At 73.4% G+C, this 16,974-nt stretch carries 20 protein-coding genes; 9 read left to right on the top strand and 11 right to left on the bottom strand.

From position 1 onward, the window contains the following. The first annotated feature begins 61 nt into the window (after nt 1-61). Nucleotides 62-832 (top strand): precorrin-6A synthase (deacetylating), encoded by a 771-nt coding sequence (cobF, locus tag ABZT03_RS14100; protein ID WP_356038233.1) that lies wholly within the window; start codon nt 62-64, stop codon nt 830-832. A 109-nt stretch (nt 833-941) separates the two neighbouring features. Here cobF and ABZT03_RS14095 read toward each other — a convergent pair whose 3' ends face one another. From ABZT03_RS14095 to ABZT03_RS14085, 3 genes are all read right to left on the bottom strand, one after another. Then, nucleotides 942-1,724, bottom strand: coding sequence for a cobalt-precorrin-6A reductase (locus ABZT03_RS14095; protein WP_356038230.1), 783 nt, complete (start codon nt 1,722-1,724; stop codon nt 942-944). 44 nt (nt 1,725-1,768) lie between these two features. Then, nucleotides 1,769-2,542, bottom strand: a complete 774-nt coding sequence (locus ABZT03_RS14090; RefSeq protein ID WP_356038227.1) for a sulfite exporter TauE/SafE family protein — start codon at nt 2,540-2,542, stop codon at nt 1,769-1,771. An 89-nt stretch (nt 2,543-2,631) separates the two neighbouring features. Then, entirely contained in the window at nt 2,632-3,819 is a 1,188-nt protein-coding gene (locus ABZT03_RS14085) for a thiolase family protein (RefSeq protein ID WP_356038225.1), read from the bottom strand. A gap of 212 nt (nt 3,820-4,031) precedes the next feature. Between ABZT03_RS14085 and ABZT03_RS14080 the strand changes: the two genes are divergently transcribed. Genes ABZT03_RS14080 through ABZT03_RS14070 form a run of 3 tightly spaced genes read left to right on the top strand, consistent with a single transcriptional unit; the run spans nt 4,032 to nt 5,147 of the window. Beyond that, nucleotides 4,032-4,289: a WhiB family transcriptional regulator gene (locus ABZT03_RS14080; protein ID WP_356038222.1), complete on the top strand. Its 258-nt coding sequence runs from the start codon at nt 4,032-4,034 to the stop codon at nt 4,287-4,289. Then, the gene (locus ABZT03_RS14075) at nt 4,286-4,765 is read left to right on the top strand and encodes a DNA starvation/stationary phase protection protein (RefSeq protein ID WP_356038220.1); all 480 of its coding nucleotides are present in this window, start codon (nt 4,286-4,288) and stop codon (nt 4,763-4,765) included. Before ABZT03_RS14080 ends, ABZT03_RS14075 begins: the two co-directional genes overlap by 4 nt. A gap of 49 nt (nt 4,766-4,814) precedes the next feature. Further along, a complete protein-coding gene (locus ABZT03_RS14070) occupies nt 4,815-5,147 on the top strand; it encodes a DUF3140 domain-containing protein (RefSeq protein WP_356038217.1) in 333 nt (110 codons plus the stop codon). Between the two features lie 161 nt (nt 5,148-5,308). Here ABZT03_RS14070 and ABZT03_RS14065 read toward each other — a convergent pair whose 3' ends face one another. Beyond that, complete coding sequence (locus tag ABZT03_RS14065) at nt 5,309-5,773, bottom strand: ion channel (RefSeq protein ID WP_356038214.1); 465 nt, start codon at nt 5,771-5,773, stop codon at nt 5,309-5,311. Nucleotides 5,774-5,964: 191 nt separating this feature from the next. Between ABZT03_RS14065 and ABZT03_RS14060 the strand changes: the two genes are divergently transcribed. The 4 genes from ABZT03_RS14060 to ABZT03_RS14045 all read left to right on the top strand — a co-directional run bounded on the left by ABZT03_RS14060 (nt 5,965) and on the right by ABZT03_RS14045 (nt 8,667). Next, complete coding sequence (locus tag ABZT03_RS14060) at nt 5,965-6,204, top strand: hypothetical protein (RefSeq protein WP_356038212.1); 240 nt, start codon at nt 5,965-5,967, stop codon at nt 6,202-6,204. A gap of 95 nt (nt 6,205-6,299) precedes the next feature. Beyond that, on the top strand, nt 6,300-7,082 hold the full coding sequence (locus ABZT03_RS14055; RefSeq protein WP_356038209.1) for a hypothetical protein: 783 nt from the start codon (nt 6,300-6,302) through the stop codon (nt 7,080-7,082). A gap of 113 nt (nt 7,083-7,195) precedes the next feature. Continuing rightward, nucleotides 7,196-8,008 carry an SAM-dependent methyltransferase gene (locus ABZT03_RS14050; RefSeq protein WP_356038207.1) on the top strand — a complete coding sequence of 271 codons (813 nt, stop codon included), beginning with the start codon at nt 7,196-7,198 and terminating at the stop codon, nt 8,006-8,008. A gap of 131 nt (nt 8,009-8,139) precedes the next feature. After that, nucleotides 8,140-8,667 carry an NUDIX hydrolase family protein gene (locus tag ABZT03_RS14045; protein ID WP_356038204.1) on the top strand — a complete coding sequence of 176 codons (528 nt, stop codon included), beginning with the start codon at nt 8,140-8,142 and terminating at the stop codon, nt 8,665-8,667. Nucleotides 8,668-8,678: 11 nt separating this feature from the next. On the opposite strand, the gene ABZT03_RS14040 is transcribed toward ABZT03_RS14045, so the two are convergent. The 3 genes from ABZT03_RS14040 to ABZT03_RS14030 all read right to left on the bottom strand — a co-directional run bounded on the left by ABZT03_RS14040 (nt 8,679) and on the right by ABZT03_RS14030 (nt 11,266). Beyond that, nucleotides 8,679-9,506 carry a DUF427 domain-containing protein gene (locus tag ABZT03_RS14040; protein WP_356038201.1) on the bottom strand — a complete coding sequence of 276 codons (828 nt, stop codon included), beginning with the start codon at nt 9,504-9,506 and terminating at the stop codon, nt 8,679-8,681. Nucleotides 9,507-9,653: 147 nt separating this feature from the next. Next, the gene (locus ABZT03_RS14035; RefSeq protein ID WP_356038199.1) at nt 9,654-10,583 is read right to left on the bottom strand and encodes a carbohydrate kinase family protein; all 930 of its coding nucleotides are present in this window, start codon (nt 10,581-10,583) and stop codon (nt 9,654-9,656) included. Further along, nucleotides 10,580-11,266: a class II aldolase/adducin family protein gene (locus tag ABZT03_RS14030; protein ID WP_356038196.1), complete on the bottom strand. Its 687-nt coding sequence runs from the start codon at nt 11,264-11,266 to the stop codon at nt 10,580-10,582. Before ABZT03_RS14030 ends, ABZT03_RS14035 begins: the two co-directional genes overlap by 4 nt. A gap of 58 nt (nt 11,267-11,324) precedes the next feature. Between ABZT03_RS14030 and ABZT03_RS14025 the strand changes: the two genes are divergently transcribed. Continuing rightward, nucleotides 11,325-11,993, top strand: a complete 669-nt coding sequence (locus tag ABZT03_RS14025) for a TetR/AcrR family transcriptional regulator (protein ID WP_356038193.1) — start codon at nt 11,325-11,327, stop codon at nt 11,991-11,993. A 51-nt stretch (nt 11,994-12,044) separates the two neighbouring features. Here the strand turns inward: ABZT03_RS14025 and ABZT03_RS14020 are convergent, their stop codons facing one another. The 4 genes from ABZT03_RS14020 to ABZT03_RS14005 all read right to left on the bottom strand — a co-directional run bounded on the left by ABZT03_RS14020 (nt 12,045) and on the right by ABZT03_RS14005 (nt 16,832). Continuing rightward, nucleotides 12,045-13,466 (bottom strand): acyl-CoA reductase, encoded by a 1,422-nt coding sequence (locus ABZT03_RS14020; RefSeq protein ID WP_356038189.1) that lies wholly within the window; start codon nt 13,464-13,466, stop codon nt 12,045-12,047. Continuing rightward, nucleotides 13,463-14,806, bottom strand: a complete 1,344-nt coding sequence (locus ABZT03_RS14015; protein WP_356038186.1) for a hypothetical protein — start codon at nt 14,804-14,806, stop codon at nt 13,463-13,465. The genes ABZT03_RS14020 and ABZT03_RS14015 overlap by 4 nt, the downstream gene beginning before the upstream one ends. A 10-nt stretch (nt 14,807-14,816) precedes the next feature. Then, nucleotides 14,817-15,530, bottom strand: coding sequence for an ABC transporter ATP-binding protein (locus ABZT03_RS14010; RefSeq protein WP_356038184.1), 714 nt, complete (start codon nt 15,528-15,530; stop codon nt 14,817-14,819). Between the two features lie 66 nt (nt 15,531-15,596). Then, nucleotides 15,597-16,832: an ABC transporter substrate-binding protein gene (locus tag ABZT03_RS14005; RefSeq protein WP_356038181.1), complete on the bottom strand. Its 1,236-nt coding sequence runs from the start codon at nt 16,830-16,832 to the stop codon at nt 15,597-15,599. Nucleotides 16,833-16,974: the final 142 nt, after the last annotated feature.

Genomic DNA, 16,974 nt, shown 5'->3' with positions numbered 1-16,974 from the left:
CGCCGCTCACCGGCGCCGACGCGGTGTGCCCGCTGTCAGTGGCGTGCGGCAGACTCGGGGCGTGCGAAAGATTCATGTCATCGGTATCGGCGCGGGCGACCCCGACCAGCTGACCCTCCAGGCGGTGCGGGCGCTGCGCGGCACGGACGTGTTCTTCCTGCTCGACAAGGGCGAGGTGAAGAACGACCTCGTGCAGCTCCGCCGGGACCTGCTGGACACGCATGTGCCCGAGGGGACGTACCGCGTGGTCGAGGCCCGTGACCCGGACCGGGACCGGTCCGCGGGCGGCGCCGCCTACTCCCCCGCCGTCGGGGACTGGCGCAGCGCCCGCGCCGGCATCTACGAGCGGCTGATCACCGAGGAACTGGGCGAGTCCGAGACCGGCGCGTTCCTGGTCTGGGGCGACCCCGCGCTGTACGACAGCACGCTGGGCATCCTCGACGAGATCCGCGCGCGCGGCGCGGTCGACTTCACCCACGACGTCGTGCCGGGCGTCAGCAGCGTCTCCGCGCTCGTGGCCCGGCACCGGACCGGCCTCAACCGGGTCGCGCGGCCCGTGCAGATCACCACCGGGCGGCGGCTGGCCGAGGGCTTCCCGGAGGGTGTGGACGACGTGGTGGTGATGCTGGACGCCCACCAGACCTTCCGTCAGTACGCCGACCAGGACATCGACATCTACTGGGGCGCCTACATAGGCACCCCGGACGAGATCCTCGACTCCGGCCCGATCGCGGAGGCCGCGCCGCGCATCGAGCGACTGCGCGCCGAGGCCCGCGAACGCAAGGGCTGGATCATGGACACGTACCTGCTGCGCAGGCATCCGCGGGAGTGAGACGCGGGACGCGCGGGGGCACTCGCGCGTTCCCCGCGCCCCTCTCGAAAACCGCGCGCCGGGCTGGGGCCGCCGCCGCGGGCGATCGACCCGATGCGGGGCTCGGTGATCACTCCGGGCTGAGGTCCCCGGCCGCCCGGCGGAAGGGGGCGGGTCCGGCGGCCAGTCGGTCGAGGACGCCCGCCACGTCGGGGACCGACACCACGCCCTCCGGCAGGGCGGGCCGCCGTACCACCACGACGGGCAGGGCGAGTTGTCGCGCGGCCGTCAGCTTGGCCGCCGTCGCCGCTCCCCCGCTGTCCTTCGTCACCAGGACGTCCACGCGGTGTTCGCGCAGCAGCGCCGACTCGCCGGCCACGGTGAACGGGCCCCGCGCGAGCAGCACCCGGGTCTGCGGAGGCAGCGGCGGCTCGGGTGCCTCCACCGACCGTACGACGAAGTGAAGGTCCGTCAGCCGGGCGAAGGCCGCCAGGCCCAGGCGTCCGGTGGTGAGGAACACCCGGCTGCCGAGCCGTGGCAGCAGGTCCGCCGCCGCGGCCAGGGACGCGACCGGGTGCCAGCGGTCCCCGGGACCGGCTTGCCAGCCCGGCCGGCGCAGCACCAGGGCCGTGACCCCGGTCGCCGCCGCGGCCCGCGCCGCGTTCGCCGTGATCGTCTCCGCGAACGGGTGGGTGGCGTCGACGAGCGCGTCCACCCGGTGCTCGCGCAGCCAGTGCGCGAGGCCGTCCGCACCGCCGAACCCGCCGACGCGGACCTCGCCGGGGAGCGCTCCCGGCCGTGCCACGCGGCCCGCGAGGGAGGTGGTGACGCGGGTCCCGGGGCGGGCGGCGAGTGCGGCGGCCAGCTCCCGGGCCTCGGTGGTGCCGCCGAGGATCAGGACGTGGGGGGACATGCGGACGAGCGTACGAGGGGTCTGTCCCGGGGGTGCGGGGCGGGTCAGCGCAGGAGGAGCTGCAGGCCGCCCACGACCGTCGCCGCGATCACCAGCCGCTCGAACAGCCGCTGGTTGATCCGGGTCACCGCCCACTTCCCGAGGAACGCGCCGGGCACGACGAACAGCACGAGCGCCGCGTCCAGCAGCAGCGAGCGGCCGTCGATCAGGCCGAGGCCGACGCTGAAGGGCACCTTGGAGACGTTGACGATCAGGAAGAAGAAGGCGGAGGTCCCGAGGAAGCCGAGCTTCCGGAAACCCGCGGACAGGAGATACAGCGACATCACCGGGCCGCCCGCGTTGGCGACCATCGTGGTGAAGCCGCCGAGGACGCCGTAGGAGCGCGCCCGGACGCGGCCGGCGCGGGTGGTGACCGACTCCGGGTCCGGCCGCGCGTCGGCGGCGCGGCGGCGCCACACCGTCACCGCGGCCATCAGCAGCAGGATCGCGCCGATCGAGGTGCGTACGACCGCGTCGTCCGCCCACACCAGGAACAGCGTGCCCGCCACCACGCCCGCCGCGACCGCGGGGAACAGCCGCCACAGCGTCGGCCAGTGCGCGTGCCGCCGGTAGGTGAGGACGGCCAGCACGTCCCCGGCGATCAGGATCGGCAGCAGCACGCCGGTGGAGGCGCGGGCCGGCAGCACGGCCGCGAAGACCGCGAGGCTGACCGTGTTGGCCCCGCTCACGGCGGTCTTGGAGAAGCCGACGAGCAGGGCCGCGGCGGCGAGGGCGGCGAACCCCCAGGCGGTGATGTGCCAGAGCGTCATGGTGTTCATGGGGACGCTGATGCTATGTGCACGCATCGACCCGGCGTAAGGAGCGTCTCGACAGGTGGCCGATGTCTGGGGCGGGCGCTGGGGGACGGTCAGTGGCGCTCGACCAGGATCGCGCTGCCCTGGCCGACGCCCACGCACATGGTCGCCAGGCCGCGGGCCGCCCCCGTACGCCGCATGCGGTGCAGGAGGGTCGTCAGGATGCGGGCGCCCGAGCAGCCCAGCGGATGGCCCAGGGCGATCGCGCCGCCGCTCGGGTTGACCAGGTCCTCGTCGATGCCGAGCTGGTCCACGCAGGCGAGTGCCTGGGCGGCGAACGCCTCGTTGAACTCGGCCTCCTGGAGGTCCCCGGTCTCCCAGCCGGCGCGGGCCAGTGCCTTGCGGGTGGCGGGCACCGGCCCGATGCCCATCACGTCCGGGTGGACCCCGGCCGAGGCGCCGGCGACGTAGCGGCCCAGGGATTCGAGGCCCAGCTCGCCGAGGGCCTCCTCGCTGACCAGGAGCAGACCGGCCGCGCCGTCGTTCATCGGTGAGGCGTTGCCGGCCGTGACCGTGCCGTCGGCGCGGAAGACGGGCTTCAGGCGGGCCAGCTTCTCCAGGGAGGTGTCCTCGCGGACGCACTCGTCGCGGTCCACGACCACGCCGTCGGGCCGCCGGACCGGCAGGAGTTCGTCGTCGAAGTGGCCGTCCTTGGTGGCCAGGGCGGCCAGCCGGTGGCTGCGCAGGGCGAAGGCGTCCTGCCGTGCGCGCGGGACGCCGTAGCGCTCGGCGACCTCCTCGGCCGTCTCCCCCATGGACAGCAGTCCGTGCTGCTCGCTCATCGCCGGGTTGACCAGGCGCCAGCCGAGGCGGGTGTCGACGGTCTCGATGCGGTGCGGCAGGGCCTCGTCGGGGCGGGGCAGCACGAACGGGGCGCGGCTCATCGACTCGGAGCCGCCGGCGAGGACGACGTCGGCCTCGCCGGCGGCGATCGTGCGGGCGGCGAGGGTGACCGCCTCGAGCCCGGAGGCGCACAGCCGGTTGACGGTGGCGCCCGGCACGGTCTCCGGCAGGCCGGCCAGCAGCGCTGCCATCCGGGCGACGTTGCGGTTGTCCTCGCCGGCCTGGTTGGCGGCGCCCCAGTACACGTCGTCGACGCGGGCCGGGTCGAGCGTGGGCACGTCGGCGACCAGGCCGCGGATGACGGTCGCGGCGAGGTCGTCGGGCCGGATGCCGCTGAGGGCCCCGCGCAGTTTGCCGAGGGGGGTGCGGCGGGCGGCGGCGAAGTGGACGGGACGCACGGCGGACTCCTGACAGTCGTCGCCGGCGCCGCGACAGGCGGCGGCACCGGCCGGGCGGAGCGCGCGGCCCACCCTTAATTAGCACTGCTAGTTTTACGACTATAGCCCGACCACCGGCCCCTGGGAAGCGGTGCTCCATCCTGCGCGGACGCGGGGCCCCGGCCGGGAAGGCACCGCGTTTGCGGGAATTCGCCCGGGGCACCCGCGTACGCATGGAGTGGTTGCGACAGGCGGCCTGCGTGGGCGAGGATCCCGACTTGTTCTTCCCCGTGGGCAACAGAGGGCCCGCGCTGCGGGACGTCTCCGCGGCGAAGCGCGTCTGCGCGCGCTGCCCGGTGAGCACCCAGTGCCTGGACTTCGCGCTGCACGCCGGGCAGACCGCGGGCGTGTGGGGCGGCACCTGTGAGGAGGAACGCGACGCACTGCTCCGGATCACCATGGACGACACACGAAGGAGAAGCGCGCTATGACGGTCGTGAAGAGCACGCTGCCGGACGACGCGCGCCGGGTCGCCGGCGCCGCGCTCCAGGACACCCTGGTCGATCTGCTCGGCCTGTCCCTGACGGCGAAGCAGGCCCACTGGAACGTGGTGGGGCCGAGGTTCCGCTCCGTCCACCTCCAGCTGGACGAGACCGTCACGGCCGCACGCGACTTCGCCGACACGGTGGCGGAGCGCGCCGCCGCCCTCGGCGTGTCCCCGGACGGCCGCCCGGAGACCGTGGCCGCCGCCTTCGGCCTGCCGGGTCCCAAGGACGGCTGGCTGCGCGACACGGAGGTCGTGCAGCTGATGGTCGACTCCCTGGGGGCGGCGATCGGCCGGCTGCGCGAGCGCATCGCGACGACCGAGGAGCCCGACCCGGTGACGCAGGACCTGCTGATCGGCATCACCGCGGAGCTGGAGAAGCAGCGGTGGATGTTCGAGGCGGAGAACTTCCCGCGCGACTGACCGGTGCCGGCACGGACACGGACGGACGTGACGAGACGAAGGGACCCCGATGACCGACGCCCTCGAACTCGACGCCCTGTGGGAGGACTTCCACCGCGTGGTGAACATGACCTCCGTGGAGCTGGCCACCTGGCTGCGGGTCCGGGACGCCGACGAGAACGCGGAGCCGCTGCCCGAGACCGCCGGCTCCCCCACCGGCGAGCACGTCCTGGCGATCCTGCAGAAGCGGCGCACCGACCTCACGGACGACGACATGCAGGTGATGTACGAGGTCGTGGACGCGGTCGACGCGATGGCGGACGCCGGGAACGAACCCGAGGCGGCGAGGACGCGCCGCCGGCACCGGCTGATGGCACTGGGCCACGACCCGTCGCGACCGTGAGTCGCCGCCGCGGGCACCGCGGCACGCGGCCGCCGGGCGTCCACCGATAGGGCGGACGCCCGGCCGTCGCGTGTTCGGCGGGGCCGGGCGCCCTTCGCACGGTCGCGCCCCAGCGTGCCCGTGAGCCCCTGGCCCGTACGGCGTCGTACCGTCAGCCGCCGTCAGCCGCCGTCTCGCTCGGCCAGCAGTCGTTCCAGCCGGTCGAAGCGGTCGTGCAGGGCGTGCGCGGCCTGCTCGCCCATCTCGTGGGCGTCGTGGGCGAGGCGGTGCCGGCGCCCCCGCTCGCGTCCGACGAACCAGGTCGCCAGGGCCGCGGTGACCATGCCGTACGTCGTGATGCCGACGACCATCACCACCGCGCCCACGGATCGGCCCCACCAGGTCACCGGGTAGAAGTCGCCGTACCCGACGGTCGTCGCGGTCTCCACCGACCACCAGACGGCCTTCGGGTACGTGGTCAGGTTGGCGTTCGGCGCGCCCCGCTCGGCGGCGACCGCGGCCCACGAGCCGGTCAGCATCACCACCAGCAGGACCAGGGTCGCGGCGCCCGCCGCCTTCACGTGCAGCGAGCGGCCCTCACGGGCGAGCAGTGACCGGACCGCCCTGGCGAGGAACGCGGGCAGCATGGCCACTCCTTCGGGTCGGGGTGCCGGTGTGGCCCGGGCCCCGGCGTGCGGCAAGTGTCCTCGCGCGGGCCCGGGCGGGCATCCCGGGCGGCGCGTTCGAGTTGCCGTACGACGTGCGGTGCTGTGCGCTGGGATCAGGGGTGCCGCTCCGGCGCCCGTCCGCACGACCGAGCCGACGAAGGACCACGCCCATGCCGGCGGAGCCCCGATCCGTGCCGGAGACGTTCGCGTTCGCCTGCGCGACCTGCGGCAACACCTGGCGGACCGCCTTCCGGGTCATGTTCTTCACCGACCCCCTCGACCCCTTCGGCCTCACCACGCAGGAGTACGTCGACGAGGCGGGCCGGGCGGTCAGGTCGCCGCTGTCGGAGGCGGTCTGCCCCCGCTGCGGGGGACGCCGGGTGCGGGTCCACGACGGCGACGCGCGGTGACGCGCCGCTCACCCGAACAGGTCCTTGCGCTGGTGGGCGGGCGGTGCCGGTGGTGCGCTGGAGGGCACGTACCTCGTCCCTCGGAGGCAGCCGCGATGACCCCTCGTCCGTCCCGTCCCGTCCGCCTCCTCGCCTCGGTCCTGACGGCGGGCGCGCTGCTGATCACCACGGCCTGCTCGGACGACGGCGACAGCGGCTCGGGCTCCGCCGGGGTGACCGACTCCCCCGCCGCCCTCACCCCGGCCGGGGCGCAGGCCGCCCTCGTCACCGCGGGCGACCTCGAGGACCACTGGTCCGAGGTGGGCGACGCGGCCGGCTGGCGCGACAGCATGCTCGTCGGCACCGTCGACGTGGCCGACTTCCTCACCGCGAAGGCGGACGCCGCCGACTGCCAGAAACTGCTCGACTCCCTCCACGGCCAGGACCTGCTGGGCAAGCCGTCGGGGGCGTCCGCGCTCACCGGCTTCGAGCAGAACGACTCCCGGCTGCTGTACCAGGTCGCCGCCTACGACCCGGCCGCGCTGGACACGTCCTTCACCTGGCTGAAGTCCCTGCCCGCCAAGTGCGACAGCTTCACCGTGACCGACGGCAAGGACAAGCGGACGGTGCAGGTGATCGAGACCTCGCTGCCCGAGGAGGGCGACGCCCGGCAGGGCCTGCGCGTGACCGTGCAGGGCACCTCCGGCGGCACGCCCGCCACCCTCGCCCTGGACGTCGCGGCCGTGCGCGTGGGCACCGACGCGATCACCGTCACCGGCGGCGGCCTCGACGGGAACGAGTCCGACTCCGTCCAGAACGCGGTGCAGCAGGGCACCCCACGCCTCGAGGACGTGCAGGCCGGCAAGACGCCCGCCGGCGAACCCAGCGAACAGGACTGACTCCCGCACCGCGCCCCCACCCGGCCACCGCCGCTCGACGCGTTCACCGGACAGCGTGATCACCGGACGGCACAATGGCGGTGAGGGCGACAGACGTGCGAAGGAGCAGAGACGTGAGCGAGAGCCACACCCCGGCAGGCGGGTCGGCGAGGCTGAACACCGGTGTGGCGCACAACGCCCGCGTGTGGAACTACTGGATCGGCGGCAAGGACAACTACGAGGTCGACCAGCGGGTCGGCGAGCACGTGGCGACCATGTTCCCGCTGATCAGGGACATCGCCCGCGCGGACCGCGACTTCCTCGGCCGCGCGGTGCGGTTCCTGGCCGAGGGGCGCGGGGTGCGGCAGTTCCTCGACATCGGCACCGGACTGCCGACGGCCGACAACACCCACGAGATAGCCCAGCGCGTCGCCCCCGACGCGCGGATCGTGTACGTCGACAACGACCCCATCGTGCTGGTCCACGCCCGCACCCTGCTGACCGGCAGCCACGACGGCGTCACCGACTACATCGACGCGGACGTCCACGATCCCCAGGCCATCCTCGAACGGGCCGCCCGCACCCTCGACTTCACGCGGCCGGTCGCCGTCATGATGCTGGGCATCCTCAACTTCGTGCTGGACACCGAGAAGGCGCTGGACATCGTGCGCGGGATCATGACCGCGGTGCCCTCGGGCAGCTTCCTGGTCCTGACGCACCCGACGTTCGAGGCGGACCTCGGCGGCGAGGGGCAGATCCCGGCGATGGAGTTCTGGAACGAGAACGCCACCCCGCCGATCACCGCCCGCAGCCGTGCGGACATCGCCGCGTTCTTCGATGGACTGGAACTGCTGGAACCGGGCCTGGTGTCGTGCGCGCAGTGGCGTGCGGAGCCCGATTCCCCCGCCCCGGTACCGCAGTTCGGCGCGGTGGCCGTGAAACCCTGACCCACGGCGGCCGCCGGCCCGACGCGGCGCCCGCACTCCCCGCGGGTGCCCGGCGCCCCAGGCCGGCGGGCGCGCCCGGACGCCACTGGGCGCCCGCCACGACCGGAAAGTATGATCAAGCAATGTCTGACATGACCGATACCACGCCGGGTTGGCTGACCGACGACGAACTCGGGATGGCCCGCGCCCGGATGCCCATCCTGTACGTCGAGGCGGTGCCCGTGCGTGTGGACGACAGCGGCGAAGTCACCAGCGTCGGCCTGTTGCTGCGCATCGGACCGGACGGAACGGTCAGCCGGACCCTGGTCTCCGGCCGGGTGCTGCATCACGAGCGGGTCCGCGACGCGCTCCTGCGGCACCTGGAGAAGGACCTCGGGCCCGTGGCGCTGCCCCGCGTCCCGACCTCCCTGCAGCCCTTCACCGTGGCGGAGTACTTCCCCACCCATGGGGTGACGCCGTACCACGACCCGCGTCAGCACGCCGTCTCGCTCGCCTACGTCGTGCCGGTGACCGGTGACTGCCGGCCCCGCCAGGACGCCCTGGACCTGGTGTGGTTCAGCCCGCAGGAGGCTCTGTCGCCCGCGGTGGAGAGCGAGATGCCCGGTGGTCACGGGGTGCTGCTCAAGCAGGCGCTGGCCCATGTGGGCTGCGTGATCTGAGGCCGGAGCGCTCAGATCCGGTCCCGGTCCGCGGTGTCCCTCGCGAGCATCTCGCTGAACGGGGTGACCGGGCGGGCCACACGTTCGCCGTCCACGGTGATGTCGACGGCCTCGTTGAAGAAGGCGAGCAGTCCGCGGACGGCCGCCACGTGGGGCAGCGGGTCGGGGTAGCTCCAGACGACGTTCGGCGGCACCCCGGCGTCGCCGCGCCGGGACCAGTAGCGGGCGGTGCCCTTGTACGGGCAGCCGGTGCGGTGCTCGGTGGGGGCGAACAGGTCGAGGCGGACGTCCTCGCGCGGGATGTAGTACCGGGTGGGCAGGCCGGTCTCGAAGAGGAGCACCGGGCGCCGGGTGTCGGCGACGGTCGTGCCGTCGATGTCGACGCGGACGTGCCGGCTGCTCGCCAGGGCGTCGACCCGCTTGTGCGGGTCGCGCGGGTGGATGAAGATCTCCTCCTCTTCCTCGTACCAGTGGTCGAGGCCCGTGTCCCGGCGGCGGACCCACTCGAAGGCGATGTGGCCGGCCAGGTCGTCGGCGGGGAAGGTCCAGGCCGCGTTCGGCGAGAGCTCCCCGCCGGCCTCCAGGTCGTAGAAGACCTGTGAGCCGGTGTGGGTGCCGGTCGGCGGGTTCTTCGCCGGGCGGAGCAGGTCCTCGCGGACGTCCTCGCGCGGGAAGGCGTACTGCGGCACGGGCAGGGCCGGTTCCCACACCAGGACGGGGCGGCGGCTGTCGACGACGGTGACGCCGTTCTTCGAGCCGCGCACCCAGCGGGTGCTCGGTTCCCACAGGATGCCTTCCGGCGTGCTGCGGATGGACCGCTCGGTGGGCAGGATCGTCATGGCCGCTCTCCTTCGTCCGCTCCTTCCCAGTCAGGCACAACCGGGCGGTGCCCGCCAGAGCGGCGGCGGCAGTCGGCGGCCCCGGCCGTCGCCGTACGCCGTGCGCGCCGCGCGGGGTCGGGCGCGGCGCGCGCCGGAGCGGACGGGTCAGGGGCGGGGTTCGTGCGTCGCGGCGAACTCGTCGGCTGCCGCGAGGTCGAAGTCCCCGTGGTCGCTGCCGAGTCCCCGCGCGACCAGCGCGGCCGCGGCGCTGCCGAGCACGGCGGCCTCGCGCGGGGAGCGGCCCAGCCCGATCCCGCGCAGGAAGCCGGCGGAGAAGGCGTCGCCGCACCCGGTGGTGTCCACCACGTCGACCTCGAAGGCGGGCACGGTCTCGGTGGTGTCGGCGGTGACCAGGACCGCCCCGTCCCCGCCGCGGGTGACCGCGACGGCGCCGGCGCCCGCGTCGATGAACCGGCGCGCGCCCCTCACCAGGTCGTCCTCGCCGCTGAAGCCGAGCACCTGGTCCTCGTTGGGCAGCAGGTGGTCGACATGGGGCAGGGCCGCCGCGAGCTGGTCGAAGGAACCGAGCACACCGGGCGCCAGCAGGTCCACGGAGGTGACCACGCCGTGCTCCTTCGCGTACGACAGGATGCGCGCGGCCACGTCGACGCCGATCAGCTCCGGGCCGCCGAGGTGCAGATGGGTGGCCTCGGCCAGCGCCTCCCAGGGCACGTCGTCGAGGCCGTAGGTGATGTTCGCGCCGAGCAGGTGCAGCGAGGGCCGGTCGCCGTTCGGGCGGATCGGCAGGACGCTCGCGGAGGTGGCGGTGTCCGCCCGGCGGACCAGGAACCCGGTGTCGATCCCCGCCCGGCCGAGGAGTTGCAGCAGCAGGTCGCCGGTGGGGTCGGTGCCGATCGCGCCCGCGCTGCGGACAAAGGCGCCGAGTTTGGCGAGAGTGAGGGCGGTTCCGCCCGCCGTGCCGGCGGCGGTCATCCTGATGTCCTCCACCAGGGTGGCCCCCTGGCCCTCGGGTATGGCCTCCACCGGCCGTACCAGCACGTCCAGGACGTGCACGCCCATCGTGACGACCTTCATCGGTGTCCCTCCTGCGCGGGTGGTACGGGGTGAGTGGTGCCGTAGTCGCGGGCGATCGCGGCCTCGATCACGGCGAGTTGCCGCCCTTCGTCGAGGACGCGGGGCGTTCCGAGGGCGGCCGCGCGCTGGTAGACGCCGCAGGCCCATTCGAGCAGCAGCGCGTGCTCGACGGCCTGGCCGAGGGTGGGCGCGTGGGTGAGCGCCCCGTGGTTGGCCATCAGCGCGGCGGCCCGGCCGTCGAGTGCGTCCAGGACCGACGCGGCGAGTTCGGGGGTGCCGAACGTCGCGTAGGGCGCGACCCGCACGGAGCCGCCGAGGGTGAGCAACTGGTAGTGGATACAGGGCAGTTCCTCGAGCACGCAGGACAGCGCGGTCGCCATCGGGGCGTGCGTGTGCACGACGGCGCCGGTGCCGTAGCGGCGGTAGACGCCGAGGTGGAGGTCGAGTTCGGAGGTCGGGCGCAGGGTGCCGGCCACGATCCGTCCGTCCAGGTCGACCACCGTCACCTGGTCGGCGGTCAGTTCGGCGAGCACGGCTCCGGTGGCGGTGATCGCGACCCGCTCCCCCACCCGCGCGCTGACGTTGCCGGCGGTGCCGATGAGCAGGCCCGCGGCTGCGAGGCGGCGGCAGGCGTCCACCACGGCGGCCCGCTCCACCCCCGGTTCGGAACTTGAGTCGGACATGCGCGCGACGGTAACGTAAACCTGAAACAAAGTCACGTTCAGATTCGGAGACCGACACATGGGAGAGCCGACCGCGGACGCCGGCCGGACGGCGCGGGGCCCGGCCCTGCGGCGCACGCCCCGCCAGGCGCGCAGCAGGGCGCGGCTGGCCGGGGTGCTGGCGGCCGCCGAACGCGTCCTGATCGCCGAGGGGGTCGAGGCGCTGACCACGACCCGGGTCGCGGCGGAGGCGAAGGTGTCGGTGGGCTCGCTCTACCAGTACCTGCCCGACCGGAACGCGATCATCGACGCCCTCGCTGCGGGCTACTTCGCGAAACTCGAAGCCGTCCTGGACGACCTCGTCCCGGCCGCCGCCGAGCAGCGCTGGGACGATCCGGTCGCGGTGCTCATCGACGCGTACACCGGGCTGTACCGCACCGAACACGGCTTCCGCGCCCTGTGGTTCGGCAGCGGCCTCACCGAGCGGACCCGGGAGGCGGACCGCGAGCACAAGCGCCGGATGGCCGACGGGATCCGCCGCCTCCTGCTCGCCCTCGACCTCGCCGAGGACGACGAGGCGCTCGGCCGGGCCTGCCACGCGGCCGTCCTCGCCGCCGACGCGCTCGCCCAGGAGGCGTTCCGCCGCGACGCCCACGGCGACACGGGCCTCCTGGACGAGGCCAAGATCATGCTGCGCGGCTACCTCGGCGCGATCGCGGGACGCTACGGGGACGGGACCCGTCGCTGACGGCGGCGGGGGCGGCGGCCGCGGCGGCACCCGGGCCTTCGCGCTGTCGCGTCACTCGTCGTTCACCCAGCGCATCAGTCGCTGGAGGGGGTAGAAGCCGTCATGGGAGAGGCCCGGTGGCATGCCGCCCGCCTTGCCGAGGGACACCACGCGCTGCACGCCGGCGCAGGCGAGGGCGTCGCGCAGTTCCGCCTTGCGGGCGTCGGGGTACACGCCGACCGTCTGCGTCGCGACCCCGGCGTGGCCGACCGCCGAGGACAGCGCGGCGACCGGGACCACGTTGACGATCTTCCCGTCCGGGTGGAAGTCCACCGGTTCGGGCGAGCGGATCACCAGGCCCCGGCCGTCGTACCCGCCCCACACCCGGTACTCGGGCGCCAGTGACCGCAGTACGTCGATCTCCTCACGCAGCTCCCCGGTCACCCGCGGCCCGCCGGCCGAGCTGAACTCCCTTGCCACGCCGAGGCGTTCGCACAGCAGTGCGGCGTAGCGGTCGGCCTGCTCCTCGGTTCCCTCGACGAACTGGAACCGGCTGGCCACGCATGCCTGCTGGTTGAAGAACGTCGCGTCCGCCGCGCCGGCGTCCGCCGCCCGCGCCAGGTCGTCCTCGGAGGCGAACGCCTCGCGGCCGATCACCGAGATCGAGGTCTTCGGGTCGAAGGAGACGAGTTCGAACCCCGGGCCGACGTATCGCAGCGCCCCGCGGATGGTGGACTCCCCGCCCCAGGCGACCAGTTTGTCGAAGAACTGCGGGCGGAACAGCACGCTCTCGACGCTGTCGTCGCCGCCGCGCCAGTACACGGCGGAGAACGAGCGCACCACCGGATGGCCCGGGGCGACCGCGGCCATGGTGCGCAAGACGGCGGTGGCGGTGAACAGGTCGTTGGAGGGCAGCTTCAGGAGGTTGACGCCCTTGGTGAGGGCGCCGCGCACCACGGACATGGCGGCCACGCCGGGCGCGTTGCCGGCGATGATGTGCACCAGGCGCGGCGGATAGGCGCGGGTGGCCGCGATCCGGCCCTCGGGCAGCCGCACTTCGCGCCAGCCGTCGAGCACGTCCGCCCCGCCGAGTTCCTGGTCGATCTGGGCGTGGAGGTGGTGCCGCTGGAAGCTGCGCCACAGGACGGCGTAGGCCCGCTCCAGCACCTCCGCGGGCAGCGGGCTGACCCGGCTCATCCGCTCCAGCGCCTCGGCGAGCAGGCCGTCCCGGTCGGCCCTGAGCGCCTCGCCGGTCTCCACCAGCAGGTCGACGATCTCGGCGACCGGCACCTGGAACGCCGGTCCGGGTTCGCCGCGGGGCCACACCAGTCGGTCGAGGTCGAGGACCGGCGCCGTGAAGGCGGCGCCGGGGCGGCCGTGCGCGACGTGCGGTCCCGGGTCGCTCTCGCCGCGCACCACGTGGACGACGGCCACCGGGCCGTCCCCCTCCTGCCGTACGGGCGTCCGGGTGCCGCCGGGGGTCGGGCCGCTCATCCGTGGATCATCCCCCGCACGTAGGAGTCGAGTGTCGCGGCGCAGGTGATCTTGTCCTCGCCGCCGAGGTCGCCGTAGCGCCGGATGTCGGGCAGGACGACCGGGCCGGATCTGCCGCAGGCGCACGGCGAGAAGTCCACGAGGACCCGGTCGCCGCTGATCAGACCGCCCCAGCGGCCCTCGAGGGAGACGTCGAGGAAGGCGAACCGCCCCTCCACCACGCCCTGTTCGGGGTTCAGCAGCTTCTCGCCCGGCTCGTCGAGGACCAACGGGATCACCCACGGCGGCACGTGGTAGTTGCCCTGTTCGCAGGCCAGGCAGGAGCCCTGGAGCTCCGTCATGCCGTAGCTGCGCACCCGTCGCACGCCGGCGTAGAAGGCGGCCAGCTGCTGCTGGTAGTCGTCGGGCAGCGCCCGGCCCTTGTTGCCGCCGCCACTGAGGACCAGGGTGTCGGGGTGGAGGCCGCCGTCCGGCACCCCGCGCGCCCGGAGCGCCTCGATCAGCGCGTACTGCTGGTTGTTCATGCCGGCGATCAGCATCGGCTCGTCGCGGTGCGCGGCGATGTCGTCGACGATCCGGTCGACGGCCGCGCCGAGTTCCGCCTCGCGGGCCTCGGACGCCGTCTCGAAGGAGCTGATCTCCTGCGGGGTAGCGGTGCCCTCCGCCATGCGGCGGCGCAGCAGGGCGCTGCGCATCAGCTCCGACACCCGCAGCGGTTCCTCGGTCAGCAGGCGGGTCTCGCCGGGCCGCGCGAAGACCTCCGCGTGCCAGCGGAAGCCGTCGACGGAGCGCATCGGGCCGCTCGCGGGTGCCAGCAGGTAGCCGCGTCGGGTGGGCTCGGGCGGGAGGGGGTCGGGCCAGCAGGTCAGGTTCTCCAGGATGTCGTGCAGGAAGCGCAGGTCGGCGGTGTCGCAGTTGAGGAAGGACACCTTTCCGGAGGTGCCGCTGGTGATGTAGGGGCGGTGGCCGGCGGCGGTGACGCGGTCGGTCCACTCGTCGATGTCGGCCACGCCCTCCACGTCGACGTCGCCGGGCTCCACCGCGGACACGGTGGTGTACCAGCGCAGCAGACGGTCCCAGCGGCCGCCGGTGATGAGGGAGAGGGGATACGACTTGTAGCTGGTGTGCGAGAAGAGCAGCGGGACGAGGTCGTCGAGGCCGGTGATCTCGCGGACCCCGGTCTCCTCGGCCCTGGTGCGCAGCAGCGGGACCCGTTCGCGGTGGGCTGCGAACGCCTCGCGGGCCGCCTCCAGTCGGGTCTCTCTCGTTTCCGCGGCCGGTCGTTCGAACGCGTCGCCGGACCTGACCAGGGAGCGGAGCTGTTCGCGTGCGCTGGTCACAGCAGTCACCTCATTCGGTGGTGAGAGTGGGTGTCTGCGCGAGGTAGGACGATTCGAGGGCGTCCAGGTTGCCGCGCAGTTCCTTCGGGGTGCCGGTCATGACGACCCGGCCGCGGCGCATCACGTAGACCCGGTCGGCGATGTCGAGCACCTTGCGCACGTGCTGTTCGACCAGCAGCGCGCCCAGACCGCGGTCCGCCGCCTCGCGCACCGCGCGCAGGAGGCGGTCCACGACGAGCGGGGCGAGTCCGAGGGAGAGTTCGTCCGCCAGGAGCAGGCGGGGGTCGCGGCACAGGGCCCGCGCCAGCGAGAGCATCTGCTGCTCGCCGCCCGACAGCATGCCTGCGCCGACCCCGAGCCGCTTGTGGAGTTCGGGGAAGAGCGCGAGGGCCCGGTCCGTCGTCACCCGGCCCACGCGCAGGTTGTCGGCGGTGTCGAGGCGGGTGAAGACCGCCCGTTCACCGACGAACGCCAGCCCCTGCCGGGCCCTGCGGTGCAGGGGTGCGCGGGTGGGCTCGCCCAGCCAGCGCACCTCCCCGCCCATCGGGGCCAGATCGCCCGACAGGGCCCGCAGTGCCGTGGTCTTGCCCGCGCCGTTGGGTCCGAGCAGGGCGACGACCTCACCGGGGCGGACTTCGAGGTCGAGGTCGCGCAGCACGGGCAGGGTGCCGTATCCGGCGGACAGGGCGCGGGCTTCGATCAGGGGCTGTCCGGTGTCGTCCACGAAGGTTCTCCTTCCTCGGTGCCGGGGCGTCGTCGCCCCGGCACGGTCAGCCGGCCGGGGTGGCGGTCAGCCGGCCGAGGCGGCCGTCAGGGCCTTGCGGACGTCGACGAAGGTGGAGCCGGACTTGGCCCACTCGATCTTTCCGTCACGGATGGTGAGTTCGGTGGCGGTGGTGTTGTGGATGCGGTTGAGGCCCTTCATCGGCAGGGCCGTCGCCGCGCTCCAGGTCAGCGGCGGGGTGAGGCCGCCGGTGCTGATGCCCGCCGTGGTGTCGAGCTCCTTCACCAGGGCCTTGGACGTGAGGGTGGGCAGCTTCTTCGCGGCCTCGGTGAAGACCTTGAAGGCGACCCAGGTGGTGGCGTTGGCGCCGTTGGTCGCGTCGATGTCCTTGCCCTTGGTGGCGGCGAGGAAGTCCTTCCAGGCGGGGTCGGAGGTCGGCGGGTAGTAGCCGGTGATCGCGGCGCCCTCCAGCGGGCTGCCGCTGCCTCCGGTGCTCGCGGCCAGTTCCGGGGTGAGGTTGCCGACGACGCTGCCGAGCTTCGTCTTCGCGCCGGACTGCACGTACGCCTTCACGAACAGGCCCGAGGCGGTGCCCAGGATGACGCTCACGCAGTCGCTGCCCTTGGTGGCGGCGGCGACCTGCGGGGCGAGGTCGGTGGCGGTGAGCGGGACCTTGAGGTCCTTGGGCGGCGCCCCGCCGGCGGAGACGGCGCCGAGGGTGAGGAACTGCGAGACGACGGCGGCGGCGGCCACGTCGTAGCGGACGCCGGAGATCTTCTTGCAGCCGCTCTGCACCAGTTGCCGGCCGTGGGCCGCGAACACCACCGGGGTGCCGCCGTTGACCGGGAACGACAGCGGGTTGGAGAACTCCGCCGCCGAGACCCCGGTACCGCCGAGGTAGGGGATGCCGGCCTTCTGCAGGATGGGCATGTAGCGGTCGCCGGCGAGGCTGTAGGAGCCCACCACCGCGACCACCTTCTCGGCGACCGCCTGCTGGGCGCACTTCTCGGCCTCGTCGGGGTCGTTCTTCTCGTTGCAGGTGAGGACCTTCAACGGACCGCCCTTGATGCCGCCGTTGGCGTTGATCCACTTTTCGTACGCCTGGGCGGTGAGCCGGACGCCGGGCTGTGCGCTGCCCTGGGTGTTCTCCGGCGTCCAGACCATCACCTTGACCGGTGCGCCCTTCAGCGAGGTCTCCGTCGAGCTGCCGGACGCCTTTCCGCCGCAGCCTGCGGCAAGCAGGACTCCGGTCACCGCGAGACAGCTCGCGGCGATCGTTCTGCGTCGGCGTGTGTCGTTCATGGTCCCTCCGCGGGGCTCGCGCCCGAAATGGGCGACGTCGAGATGCGCACAGCATGGAGGGCTCCGCTTGTTTAGTGAAGTACTCTCGGCACAATTATTTAAATAATTACGCTGTCTGTCTTGTCGGGGCGTCCGGTGTTCG

The sequence above is a fragment of the Streptomyces sp. NPDC005574 genome, from assembly GCF_040605435.1.
Taxonomy (GTDB): domain Bacteria; phylum Actinomycetota; class Actinomycetes; order Streptomycetales; family Streptomycetaceae; genus Streptomyces.
The sequence above is the reverse complement of the archived record's forward strand: the minus strand, read 5'-3'. Positions and strand labels throughout refer to the sequence as shown.